The sequence below is a fragment of the Niallia sp. 01092 genome (assembly GCF_052318935.1).
Lineage (GTDB): Bacteria > Bacillota > Bacilli > Bacillales > Cytobacillaceae > Niallia.
Genome location: NZ_JBQRKO010000032.1, coordinates 1 through 13292, shown reverse-complemented (window position 1 = coordinate 13292; position 13292 = coordinate 1). Strand labels below are relative to the sequence as shown.

Annotated in this window: 12 protein-coding genes; 10 read left to right on the top strand and 2 right to left on the bottom strand. The window is 34.3% G+C overall.

Annotation, left to right across the window (positions count from 1 at the left end):
* The first annotated feature begins 13 nt into the window (after nt 1–13).
* From ACTXGU_RS20660 to ACTXGU_RS20645, 4 genes are all read left to right on the top strand, one after another.
* Entirely contained in the window at nt 14–1591 is a 1578-nt protein-coding gene (locus ACTXGU_RS20660; protein ID WP_443483416.1) for a response regulator transcription factor, read from the top strand.
* Between the two features lie 15 nt (nt 1592–1606).
* A complete protein-coding gene (locus ACTXGU_RS20655; RefSeq protein WP_443483415.1) occupies nt 1607–2209 on the top strand; it encodes a methyltransferase domain-containing protein in 603 nt (200 codons plus the stop codon).
* A gap of 176 nt (nt 2210–2385) precedes the next feature.
* Nucleotides 2386–4461, top strand: coding sequence for a bifunctional diguanylate cyclase/phosphodiesterase (locus ACTXGU_RS20650; protein WP_443483414.1), 2076 nt, complete (start codon nt 2386–2388; stop codon nt 4459–4461).
* A 315-nt stretch (nt 4462–4776) separates the two neighbouring features.
* Entirely contained in the window at nt 4777–5007 is a 231-nt protein-coding gene (locus ACTXGU_RS20645; RefSeq protein ID WP_443483413.1) for an excisionase family DNA-binding protein, read from the top strand.
* A 104-nt stretch (nt 5008–5111) separates the two neighbouring features.
* Here the strand turns inward: ACTXGU_RS20645 and ACTXGU_RS20640 are convergent, their stop codons facing one another.
* Entirely contained in the window at nt 5112–5423 is a 312-nt protein-coding gene (locus ACTXGU_RS20640) for a winged helix-turn-helix transcriptional regulator (RefSeq protein ID WP_443483412.1), read from the bottom strand.
* A 253-nt stretch (nt 5424–5676) separates the two neighbouring features.
* On the opposite strand from ACTXGU_RS20640, the gene ACTXGU_RS20635 reads away from it, so the two are divergent.
* On the top strand, nt 5677–6528 hold the full coding sequence (locus ACTXGU_RS20635; RefSeq protein WP_443483411.1) for a VOC family protein: 852 nt from the start codon (nt 5677–5679) through the stop codon (nt 6526–6528).
* 618 nt (nt 6529–7146) lie between these two features.
* Here the strand turns inward: ACTXGU_RS20635 and ACTXGU_RS20630 are convergent.
* A complete protein-coding gene (locus ACTXGU_RS20630) occupies nt 7147–7851 on the bottom strand; it encodes an aspartate/glutamate racemase family protein (protein WP_443483410.1) in 705 nt (234 codons plus the stop codon).
* A gap of 116 nt (nt 7852–7967) precedes the next feature.
* Here ACTXGU_RS20630 and pdxR point away from each other — a divergent pair, with 116 nt between their 5' ends.
* The 5 genes from pdxR (at nt 7968) to ACTXGU_RS20605 (ending at nt 13276) form a co-directional block, all read left to right on the top strand.
* Nucleotides 7968–9365: a MocR-like pyridoxine biosynthesis transcription factor PdxR gene (gene pdxR / locus ACTXGU_RS20625; protein ID WP_443483409.1), complete on the top strand. Its 1398-nt coding sequence runs from the start codon at nt 7968–7970 to the stop codon at nt 9363–9365.
* A gap of 117 nt (nt 9366–9482) precedes the next feature.
* Nucleotides 9483–10517, top strand: a complete 1035-nt coding sequence (locus ACTXGU_RS20620) for a SepM family pheromone-processing serine protease (RefSeq protein ID WP_443483408.1) — start codon at nt 9483–9485, stop codon at nt 10515–10517.
* Nucleotides 10518–10724: 207 nt separating this feature from the next.
* Nucleotides 10725–10874 carry a hypothetical protein gene (locus ACTXGU_RS20615; protein ID WP_443483407.1) on the top strand — a complete coding sequence of 50 codons (150 nt, stop codon included), beginning with the start codon at nt 10725–10727 and terminating at the stop codon, nt 10872–10874.
* A gap of 218 nt (nt 10875–11092) precedes the next feature.
* On the top strand, nt 11093–11692 hold the full coding sequence (locus ACTXGU_RS20610) for a TetR family transcriptional regulator (protein ID WP_443483406.1): 600 nt from the start codon (nt 11093–11095) through the stop codon (nt 11690–11692).
* A 93-nt stretch (nt 11693–11785) separates the two neighbouring features.
* Nucleotides 11786–13276 carry an aldehyde dehydrogenase family protein gene (locus ACTXGU_RS20605; RefSeq protein ID WP_443483405.1) on the top strand — a complete coding sequence of 497 codons (1491 nt, stop codon included), beginning with the start codon at nt 11786–11788 and terminating at the stop codon, nt 13274–13276.
* Nucleotides 13277–13292: the final 16 nt, after the last annotated feature.

The following is a 13292-nucleotide window of genomic DNA, read 5'->3' as shown; positions in this document are numbered from 1 at the left end:
GGGAGAAGTATTTATGAAAGCTTTGATTATTGATGATGAAAAACATGTTCGTGAAGCAATAAAGCTGCTTGCTGATTGGGAACAAAATGGAATACAGCAAATATATGAAGCAAGCAACGGAGAAGAAGCTATTCATTATATAAAAAAATATAATCCAGAAATCATTTTTTCAGATATGAAAATGCCAAAAATGGATGGAACCCAATTATTAGCATGGTTAAAGGAAAATCAATCCAGCAGTAAGATCATTATAGTAACAGGTTATGATGATTACCATTATATGCGTAAAGCAATTCATTTTGGGAGTGCAGATTATTTATTAAAGCCAATTGATCCAGAAGTACTCAATCAGGCATTAGAAAATGTGGTGCAAGAATGGAGAAAAGAAGAGGTAGACAGAAAAAAGAAGGTAAGCAATTATCAATTAATCAATCAGATGAAGCCAGTATACCGTGACAGGAAGCTGACCCAATTTTTGAACAGCAATGTATCAAAAGAAGAATTAGATAGTGAATTGGAGTTTCATTTAGCTAGGAATTATACCATTGCTTTAGTCCAAGTTAATGGAAAAACAATGCAAGCTTTTCGGAATGACCGTGATTTAACGTATTTTTCTATTTTAAATATAATAAATGAGATACTTATAAAAAGGAATGAAGGAATAGCTTTTCGCTATTTATCCAATAAGGGAGAAATAGTGATTATTTATTGGGCCGATAAGGAAGAAGTCACCCAATCTCTCATAAGAATTTACGTAACACTGCATCAAGTTCTTGAAGTTTCTTGCTCTATTTGTGTAGGAATACCGGTAATGGACAGCAGTATGTTAAAAAAGTCGTATGATGAAGCAAAACAGCTGCTATTAGACAGTAATCTATTGGAAAAAAAGAAAATAAGGGTATACCTAAAAAAAGAAAAAGATGTACCTAGTTTAAAAAGTTTAATGGCCTATTCTTCTGATATCAAATTAGCAGTACAAACAGGTGATCGCAAGTTCTTATCCGAATTGCTGGAAAGAATAATAAAGGATTATACAAGTGAACAATACTTGTCCTTAAAGCAGCTGTATCAGTTAGAAAATGAGTATGTAATAATCAGTCAAAGATGGTATAAATATTATCAAATTCAGCAAAAAACATACAGCGATATGGAACAAAGAATGGCATTGTTTTTTAATCAAGATGGCACTTTTAATATACAAGCATATAAAGATAGGATAACGAGGGAAATAATCGTTTTTTTTAAGCGAATCTCTGAAAAGAAAAAAATGAATATCATGAGTGAAATTGAAAAGTACTTATTGGAAAACTTTCATCGGGATGTAAAACTTCAGGAATTATCTGATTATTTCTATATAAGCAGAGAATATATTTCCAGAAAATTCAAACAGGAATTCCAAGTGAATATAAGTGATTATTTAGCAAATGTACGAATAGAAAAAGCAAAATCTTTATTAAAAAACAGCAAGCTGAAAATATTTGAAATTGCTAATATGGTTGGATATCAAGATGATAAATACTTTCGAAAGGTCTTTAAAAAAATTGTAGGCCTTACACCAAATGAGTACCGTGCGTTAGTAAATGGAGTCTAGTAATGGGGGAAAAAGATGGGAAACAAAAATTATGAGGAGTTACTTTCTATTCAAACGGAAGAAGAGCAAAAAGGTTTTAATCAATCTTTTCATTATCACCGCTATGAACCAACGCCTTATCATTATTTAGTAGAACTTTTTGACCAGTATGAGTTAACAAAAGAAGATCGTGTTGTAGACTTTGGCTGTGGAAAAGGTCGATTAAATTTTTTGATTCATTACTTATTCCAAGCAACGGTTATAGGAATTGAATTTAATGAAGCATTTTATCAGGAAGCATTAAAAAATCGGGATCGTTATTGTAAAAAAAGAAAAAATGGTAAAGATAAAATCTATTTTCAGCATTGTAAAGCAGAGGAGTACGTCATTCACCCTTTAGACAGTCATTTTTATTTTTTTAATCCATTTTCTTTCCCAGTTTTTATAAAAGTAATCAATAATATTTTACGGTCTGTTGCAGAAAACAATCGAAAAGTAGATGTTATTTTATATTATGCATCGAATGATTATCAGTATTTTCTAGACAATCATTCTTCTTTTAGAAGGAAAGCAACTTATTTTTTAGCAGAGTCTGAACATGATGCTCATGAAAGATTTCTCATATATGAAACGATATAATATTGCAACCAGGCATTATCTGAAGGAAAAAACAGGATGAAATAGTTGTACTTCTTATAGTTAAGGGGTATATTCATGATTACAGGAAAAAAATACTTAGTATCATGTAATAAATTGATTTTTATTGAAAAAAATACTACGTGTTCGTCCTTAGTTACGTTAAAGGAGAATATATCATGTTTACATTACCAGATGTTGATAAAGTAATTTATTTACAAGGTCATTATTCTATCCCTATTGTATTATTATCAATTGTCATTGCATGTTTAGCAGCATTTACAGCATTATCGATGCATGAGCGAATGAAGTCAAACAGCTTTGTCCCCCGTTATGTTTGGCTGACGCTTGCATCTGTATCAATGGGGTTTGGAATCTGGTCTATGCACTTTATTGGAATGAGTGCCTATATGCTTCCAGTTAAAATGGAATTTAATAAATTATTAACGGTGATTTCTGTATTGCCGGCAATGATCGCTTCCTTTCTTGCTTTCTATATTACTGGTCTTCCGAAGCAGTCGATTAGAACATATAGTATTTCCGGAATTGTGATGGGGCTTGGCATTTCTACGATGCACTATGTAGGAATGATGGCAATGGTAATGGAGGTGAATTATGCCTATCATATTGGCTATTTTATTCTTTCGATTATCATAGCTATTGTTGTCTCCTTTGTATCTTTATACATATTTGGAAGTCTTTATAAATATATGAAAAATGTTATCTATAAAGTTGTTACAGCGATTATTATGGGGATGGCTGTTGCTAGTATGCATTATACAGGCATGTATGCTGTTCGATATTATGTCGTATCTACTATAAATATAACGGAACAATATATGCATCATATGAATATGAATTTTTTTACAACCATTGTTACTTTGGGCATCGTGATAATATTAGTAACATCTATCGTATCCAGTTTAATAGATCGTTATGTTGATTACCGAATTAATTATTTTGATGTTTTAACGAAACTTCCAAACAGAAGACAATTTGAAAAAGCATTAAAAATAAACGGGTTTTCGAAGCAGTTAGCGATTCTTCATATTCATGATATGGGAAAATGGAATACAATGTATAACTATTCTTTTGGTGACAAAGTGATTCAGTATATATCTTCATTATGTGAAAGATTAAAACCGGTTGGTATCGAGTTATACCGTATTGAAGGAAATCGATTTGCATTTGTAGCCAATCATGATGCATCAAAAGATTTACTTACAGAATTAAGGAATATATCTACTATTCTTTCAAAGCCAATATCAATAGATGATCAATTGGTAACGGTAAAAACGGTGACAGCACTTTCTACATCAAAGGAAAAAAATAATGGTAAAAAAATCTATGCGCAAGCATTAGCTGTTTTACATCATCACGCTACTTTATTTGAACATACAATAATCGCCTTTGATCCTGCTGTTCATATTCAATCGATGGAGAATCAGCTTGTACAGGATGTAGATCATGCGATGGCAGAAAATGATTTTTTTGTTGTCTACCAGCCCAAAGTTGCTGTTTATAACAAGGGGATATCTGGTGTGGAAGCATTATTAAGATGGCATCATCCTATCCACGGTCTGTTATCTCCAGGCGTTTTTATTCCTGTATTGGAGAAAAGTGGGAAAATGAACGATGTAACAGATTGGATTATTAATGAGGTTTGCAAACAAATTATCACTTGGAAAAATGAAGGCATGGACATGCAGGTATCTATCAATATACCAGGACCATACGTTACTTCTCCAAGACTACTTTCTTTTCTACAAGCAAGTATCATGAATTATGGAATTAAGGCAGAACGATTAGAGCTGGAGATGACGGAAACGAGTGCAGTAGCTAATATAGAAGGAGCGATTGAATCTGTGCAAGAATTTCGAAATTGCGGATTTTCTGTTGCATTAGATGATTTTGGAACAGGAGTATCTTCTTTGTCTTATTTAAAAAGATTGCCTGTATCAACGTTAAAAATTGATAAGTCTTTTGTTGATGGCGTCCCTCATTCTGAAAAAGATTCGGAAATAATGAAAGCAATTGTTGCCCTTGGCCATTCCTTGGATTTAAATATTGTAATTGAAGGGGTAGAAGATAAAGAACAAGTGGAATTTTTAGCGTCTGTCAGTGGCCGTGACATTAACATACAAGGTTTTTATTATGCAAAACCGATGAAACCGGAAGAGTTAAAGGCATGGATAGAAAGTAAAGTAGAGGGAAAACAGCTCGAAAACGGCAAAAAAAATACTGCTATTCTGTAAAATCCATTTTCTTCAGGCAACTTTTGAAGAAAAAGAGCTTTACTTTTTCACAGCAGCAAAAAATGATTTGTAGAAAATATAAGCAAACATGATGACGACTTCAACTAAAAATAAGCCATTAAGAAATTCAGCCATTATTATTCCTCCTAAAAACAAGATTTTTTATAATGGAGATAAGAACTATTTCTATATAGTTGATACAAATTCAGTATAGAAAAATTGTTTAAAGGCAGAATGAAGGGTTTATGAAGAATTTGTAATGGAATATTACGATTTATTAAAAATAGATCCTTATATTGGTAAAGGAGTAAAAGTATGTATCTTACAATAGAAGAAACATCGGAATTATTATCGATTTCAGCAACTCAAGTGAAAAAACTAATTATGGAGAAACGGATAAAAGCAGTTCATGATGGAGAGCAATATTTAGTAAATAAGGAACAATTTAATACACATTTTGAACAAGTAGAAAAATATAGGAAATATGTAGAAGAAGTGTTAAATGAACCTATTCCAGAAGACTTGGATATTAAAGATGAGGATTAATTAGAAATAGGATGAGAAAATATCGGGATTTCCCTATAAAACATAAACACAACAAAGAGGTGCCTTCAAAAAGAATGTGCCTCTTTGTTTTTATAAAAAATGGATTAATCTCTTAACCATTCTTGCGACCATTTTTCGATTTCTTTCATGAGAGGTTCCAGTGAACGTCCTTTTTCTGTTAATGAATATTCAATTCTTACTGGTGTTTCAGGGAATACTTCTCTAGAGACAATTCCTTGCTGTTCTAGATCTTTTAGTCTTTCTGAAAGTAGTCTTCCACTGATCCCAATAGATGATTCGATAGAACAAAAACGCTGAGCCCCATTTAATAGCTGATAAATAATTAATCCGGTCCAACGCTGGCTCAAAATTCCCATAGCCCTTTCGAACTTTGGGCATAAGATGGATGGGTTCATGTTTATATCACTCCTTCCTTATAGAGGATGTTCAAAAAGGCACCAAATGATAAGCGGCGAACCTCTTCGTTGGCTTGCTTCTAATTTGTTACCTTTTTGAACACGCATTTTTAGTATACAATATTTATTATTTTACGTAAAAATATAATTATTTAAAAGTTAATAACTTTACAGCTTTTGATAATTAAAATATAATAACTTACAAAAAGTAAGTTAAATTTGGTAAAATATACTTGTGAAAGGGGAATATATAATGGGATTTCATTCAAATCCAAATATATATACGAGCAGTGTGACATTAAAAGTGAAGAATTTAGAGCAATCTATTTTATTTTATCAAACGATGATTGGTTTTCAAGTGAGGGAGATATCAGAAAATAAAGCAGTTTTAACGGCAGATGGCAAAACTCCATTAATTTATTTAGAACAACTATTTAATATAGAAACGAACAAGGTTCGCACTGCGGGATTATATCATGTTGCTTTATTAGTACCGAGCAGAGAAGATTTAGGTGTGATGCTCAAGCATTTAGTACAAAGCGGCTGCCCATTGCAAGGAGCTTCTGATCATGATGTAAGTGAAGCAATTTATTTAGCGGATCCAGATGGAAATGGAATTGAAATTTATCGAGACCTTTCACCAGAAACATGGGAATGGAAAGGGGATTTTGTGAAAATGGGCACTCTTCCAATGGATGCAGACGGGGTGATTGCAGCTGGTGATCATAAAGAATGGACTGGTTTGCCAGCTGGTACCATTATTGGCCATATCCATCTTCATGTAGGTGATTTAGATAAAACAGTCCAGTTTTATGTAGAAGGATTAGGTTTTAATATCGTTCAAAAATATGGATCACAAGCGTATTTTCTTTCAACAGGAAAGTATCATCACCATATAGGTTTAAATATATGGAACAGCCGTGGTGTACCAGCTCCGAAAGAAAACGATACAGGGCTCAAGCATTATGATTTAAAGCTCCCGAGTTTGGAAACCTTCTATCAAATAGTAAATAGACTAAAAGAAATGGGAGCACCATATAAACTAGAGGAAGATATCGTTTATACAGCAGACCCATCAGGAAATCCGATTCGTTTGACGGTTTAATGAAACTGGTTAGTGCTATTAATTCAACATGAGCTACTTTAATATTAGGATAAGATGTAGAGTTTTTAAAGATAGGCTCTGTTAAATTCCATTGTTGATTTTCAAAGGGGCAGGGAATCCACTCCCTTTCCGCGGACGAACTGGCAAGCCTCCTCGCTTGTACCTCGTGGCCACTGAAGAAGTGTTTTATTATATAAATTATAGGTAAAACCCTTATATTTAGTGGAAATGGTATAGAGAGTTTGAAAACGACCATCATGTTGGTTTGGAGAGGCGTCCGCACGACTCCTGCGGGATTAGCGAGACAGGCGAGACCCCACAGGAGCAAAGCGACGAGGAGGCTCGGCGCTCGCCCCGCGGAAAGCGTGTGGTAAGCCTCGGAAAACCGAACGAAAACCTCTGAGTGCTTGTATTTCCATTATCTGTATTTCATAGCATCCACTTTTTCAGTGACCTCCGTACCTCACTGCGGGGTCTTTTCCACAGGAGTCTCGCAGATTCCCTTCCTATAAACAACGTTACTGTTTAACAGATCCTTAACCTTAAGATAAGGTAGTTAATATAGTGAATACGAGGATAACTAAATAAAAGATATCCTCTCTTCTTCTAAACGATAATCTATTTAATAAGAACTGCTTCTAAAGCATGCTTAACCGCTTCTTTTGCATGCAGATACGTTGTATTAAATAATGGCATATCTGTATCTTCTTCCGTTATTAATAAAGGTATTTCTGTACATCCTAAAATGATGCCTTCTGCTCCCATTGCTGTCAGCTTATCAATAATCTCTTTATATTTCTCTTTCGATTCTGGAAGAAACGTTCCTTTACATAATTCATCAAAAATAACATCATGGACAATTTGTCTATCAGCTTCTTCTGGAATAACGGTAGAGATTCCATGCTCTTCTAAAATGGCTTTATAAAAATCATGCTCCATTGTAAATTTTGTACCTAATAAGCCAACCTTCTTTAGACCTTTTCTAGTGATGCTTTTTGCTGTTGCTTCTGCAATATGGATTAAAGGAACAGAAAGCGCCTCTTGCACTTCAGGAGCCATTTTATGCATCGTATTTGTACAGATTAACACTAAATCAGCACCGCCGTTTTCTAATGTTTTCGCAGCATGTACCATTAATTCGGTAGCTTTTTCCCAGTTTCCACTCTTCTGCAGCGCAACAATTTCTTCAAAATCAAAAGAGTACATTTGACATTTAGCAGAATGCAGCCCTCCTAATTCTTCTTTTACTAATGTATTAATAAGGCGATAATAATCGACCGTTGATTCCCAGCTTAGTCCACCAATTAAACCGATTGTTTTCATCGTCCAATCCCCTTTTTCGTGTATTTTTCAAAATCATAACATGTTATACTGGTATAAAATAGAACCAGAAATTAAATACTTTTATAGTACCAGATGAAAGTTAGGAGTGTTTACAGATGATTTTTACAACCGTGGACCGCTCTAGTTCTAAGTCTTTAACACAGCAAGTATATGAACAAATCCGTAAAGGAATTTTAGATAAAGAGCTGCAGGAAGGACAAAAAATAGTATCTTCAAGAGAATTATCTGCAACGATTGGTGTATCTCGAAATGTTGTTTTAGAAGCATATGAACGGCTAATTGCAGAAGGATATTTAGAGGTGAAACCGAAGTCTGGTACGTTTGTTGCAAGAGGAACGTCGTTATCGAATATACCGGTTTATGCCTATAAAAAAGAAAAAAAGGAAGAAAAAAAACAAGAGAATACTGTCATTGATTTTCGAGGAGGCAACCCTGCTATTGATCATTTTCCTCGGAAAAAATGGGGGCAGCTGACAAAAGAAATTTGCAATGAATCCCCACAGCATATTTTTGGCTATAGTGATTCGTGTGGCATCAGAGAATTAAGAAATGTATTGGCAGCTTATTTGCAAAAAGCAAGAGGTGTCCAATGCCAGCCCGATCAAATTATTATTACTTCTGGTGCAACGCAAGGGTTAAGACTTATTACGGAACTACTAATTTCTAATCCTCAAAAAGAATATATTGCGGTGGAAGACCCCGTTACAGATGAGATGCGCAATATTTTTTCCTATGCAAAGGCAAAAATATATCCTGTTTCGGTAGATGAAAATGGGATTATTCCAGATTTGCTGCCGGAAGAAAAACCAAGTTTTGTATTTGTTATACCTTCTCATCAGTATCCTTTAGGGGGAATCTTGTCTATTCAAAGGAGGCTTAAGCTAATTGAGTATGCAAGGCAGATGAATTGTTATATTGTAGAAGATGATTATGACAGTGAGTTTACTTATGAAGGAGCTCCTGTGCCTTCCATGCAAGGAATAGAACAAGAACATGTCATATATGTTGGCACATTTAGTAAAATATTGTCGCCAGCCTTAAGAATAGGGTATGTTGTGTTGCCGCCACATTTAGTAGAAGCTTTTCAGCAGCTAAAATGGTTTACAGATCGTCACACCTCTTCAATTGAACAATTTGTATTGGCACGTTTTATTGAGGAAGGGCATTTAGACCGGCATGTCCGCAAAATGAAAAAAATCTATCAAGAAAGAAGAGAAGTGTTAGAAAGCAGTATTTTGCAATCCTTTAAAAAAGCAAAGATAATCGGCAAAGCAGCGGGGATGCATTTAGTAGTTGAAATACCCGGTGTTGATTTTACCAATGAAATTTGTGACAAAATAAAATCATTAGGAGTATGTGTTTATCCTGTAGAACAATATAGTATAAAAAAGGGCGACCATAAGGAAAAAATAGTGATGGGCTATGGGGGACTGACAACCGAGCAAATCAAAAACGGTGTAGCATTATTAAAAAAAGCACTTGAGTCTATTTAGCAGATTTTTCCCGAACTTTTTGAATATCCTCTTTAATGCAATTTTAATAATAAACATGCATTATTATGATATAAAAGTACTAAAGTGAAGAGAAAGAGAGTTAAGAGGTATGGAAATATGAAGAATACAAATAGAAACAGACATTTTAAAAAATTATATATTGCGATCATCGGCATAATGATAGTATTAGTGTTTATTCCAACTCCTTATTATTTAAACCAGCCAGGGTCGATTGAACCTCTTGCAGCAAAAGTAACCGTGGAGGATGGTCATAAATCGGAAAAGGGCAGTTTAAATTTAACAACTGTCTATTCCATTAAAGCGAGTAATCCGTATATATGGCTGTACGGACTAGTAGCACCGCATACGGAAGTGAGAAAGGAAGAGGAAGTAAAAGGAAATCTTACAGATGAAGAGTATAATGCGCTGCTGCTTCATATGATGGACAATTCAAAGCAAAGTGCCATTGTAGCAAGTTTTCATGAAGCCAAGAAGAAAGTGGATTTTCATTATAACGGCATATTTGTATCTGGAGTACTTCCTGCTTCAAAAGCAAAATCGATCATCAGTGTAGGGGATATTATTCATAAAGTCGATGGTAAAACATTTAATGAAGCCAATCAATTAATCGCTTATTTTAAAGAGAAAAAGGCAGGAGAAAAAGTAGAGCTGCAATTTTCTCATGGTAAAAAATTAAAAACGGCTTCTATTGAAACGATTATAGTAAATAAAAAAACAGGGCAAGTAGGAATCGGCATCGCACCAGAAGATAATTTGTCGATTGATCCTTCTTTAGATGTAAAAATTAACAGTGAAAATATCGGTGGACCGTCTGCAGGATTAATGTTTTCATTAGAAATATATAATCAAATGGCACATGGAGATTTAACAAAAGGGTATAAAGTGGCTGGTACAGGCACAATGGATGCAAAAGGAAATGTCGGTCAAATTGGCGGCATCAGACATAAAATCGTTGCAGCCCATGAAGCAGGTGTTGATATTTTCTTTTATCCAAAAGATATCAACAAATACGATACAAATGAAGTGGACATTAAAGATCAAGTAAAACAAGAAGGCTATGATATAAAAATTGTCCCTGTTAGTACATTAAGGGAAGCAATTGATTATTTGGAGGCGATGCCTGAGAAGTAATAAGGTTGGTGCCACTGTCACCATCTGAAAAATCTTGTTTCAAATGTTCCACAGTTAAGGTGAAAATGGTGGGTGACCCAATCGGTTGCTCACCATTTTTATTGTCTATTCATTGTACGTTTAAAGTTAGAAAAAAAGGGAACGGTATAAATACAATCAATATAAAGTAGAGAAATCCAACAATTTGTTCATAGGAGGCGATTCAAAGTGATAGACTTTTTTAATGGACTATTTAATATATTTTACGGATTTTTTGCAGTCCCACTTTTATTAGTATTTGTTGTCATTATTTTTTATGCTGTTAACAGAAGAAGAAAAAGAGGAAAATCACCAGTGGAAAAAATAGAAAAAGAATAAGGAGTAAAATTGTTTTTAGGCAAGCTGAACATCGGGGAATTAGATGAAGTATCTGCTTTACCTAAAAAATTTTTTGATTTTTGTGAAAAATATGTTAGAATTTCTTACAAATAAGATGACAAAAAATATAAAGATGGTAAAGTAAAACATATAATTGAAAATTTACTTTAAAATGTTGTATCATGAATGAATATCATTCATTTATGGAGGGTGTTTATTTGATTAGCGCTGCAAATGATAAATACAATAAAATATTACAATCTGCCATTGAAGTTATTTCTGAAAAAGGACTTGATAAGACTTCTATTTCAGATATTGTAAAAAAGGCAGGAGTAGCACAAGGTACATTTTATCTGTATTTTCGTTCGAAAAATGCTTTGATTCCTGCAATCGCAGAAAATCTTTTAACGTTGACTCTTGATAGAATTAAAGAAAAAGCACAAGGCAAAGATTCCTTTTGGAGCATGCTTACTGTGTTTATCAATGAAATTTATCATAATACAGACGAACACAAAGATGTGCTGGTTCTTTGTTATTCTGGTCTTGCTATTGACTATTCAATGGAAATTTGGGAAGCCATTTATCAGCCTTTTTATCAATGGTTTGAGGATATTTTGAATAAGGCTATTGAAAAGAAGGAAATCATTGGAGACATTCATGTAAAATGGACAGCAAAAATGATTATCAATTTAGTAGAAAATGCAGCAGAACGATTTTACATTGGCAGAGACCAAGATGTAACATTGGAACAATCCCAAGATGAACTATTCCGATTTCTAAAAAGATCCTTGTTGTTAAAAGGGAGTAATATTAGTTAACAACTAATATTACTTTCCATTTTATTAAAATTTTTTAAAGTAAAATGACTGATATTCAGTCATTTATAAAATATTAACAAAGGAGGAAAGAATATGATAGAAACACAAAAACAGTTTTTACATGTAAAAATGTACATCAACGGAGAATGGCGTGAATCTTCCAATAAACAAAAAAGAGAGATTATCAATCCAGCTAATGGAAATATCATTGGCTACTCAGAAGAGGGAACAATTGAAGACGCAAGAGAAAGCATAAAAGCGGCTCGAGAAGCATTTGATAGTGGGATTTGGTCAGATTTAAGTGCGGGAGAAAGAGCTGAATTTTTATATAAAATTGCAGATAAAATTATCGAAAATCGTGAAGAGCTCGCGCGTCTTGAAACGTTGGATAATGGCAAGCCTTGCAGGGAAGCGGAGGCTGATGTTGATGATGCATCTGCTTGTTTTCGCTATTATGCAGGGCTTATAACAAAGCCTAACGGGCAGACATATGAGGTTCCTGCTCCGATGCAAGCAATGGTTATTAGAGAACCAATAGGAGTATGCGGATTAATTGTACCGTGGAATTATCCTTTACTAATGGGCGTTTGGAAAATAGCACCTGCTTTAGCGGCTGGAAATACCATCGTCTTTAAGCCTTCTGAAATAACGCCTGTAACATCGCAAAAGCTTCTGGAAATATTTGAAGAAGTAGAACTTCCTAAAGGGGTTGTCAATTTAGTATTAGGTGCTGGGGCTGTTGTTGGTAATGAGATTGTTGAAAATAAAGAGGTAGATAAAATTTCCTTCACTGGCGGAACCGTAACAGGCAAGCATATTATGCGAACTGCTGCAGACACAGTAAAAAAGATTTCATTGGAACTTGGCGGAAAATCACCAAATATTATTTTTGCCGATGCTGATTTTGAAACAGCTGTAGATTATGCACTATTTGGCATTTATGCAGGAGCAGGTCAAATTTGTGCAGCAGGATCAAGAATTTTAGTAGAAGAAAGCATTTATGAAAAGTTTATAGAAAGATTTGTCGATCGAGCTAATCAAATTGTAGTTGGTCCAGGCAACGAGTCGAAGTCTGAAATGGGTCCATTAGTAAGCGAGGAGCACTTGAATAAAGTTCTTTCATATATTGATCTAGGGAAAAAAGAAGGGGCTACTCTTGCAGCTGGTGGAAGCAGGCTAACAGAAAATGGGCTAGATAAAGGTTATTTTGTAGGTCCAACCGTGTTTGTTGATGTACAACCAGAAATGCGAATTGTTAGAGAAGAGATTTTTGGACCTGTAGTCGTTATTCAAAAATTTAAGGATGAGCAAGAAGCGATCAAACTTGCCAATGATTCTGAGTATGGATTAGCTGGCAGTGTGTTTACAAAAGATGGAGCAAAATCACTCCGAGTAGTTAAAAAGCTCAAAGCTGGGATTACTTGGGTGAATACGTACCACTATACGTTTAATGAAGCCCCATGGGGTGGTTACAAACAAAGTGGATTTGGCCGAGGATTAGGAACTTTTGGATTAGAAGAATTTCAAGAAGTAAAACAAATCAATATCAATTTAGAAGTAGAACCAATTGGCTGGTTTAATTAAGAAAAGCGGAAGCGCC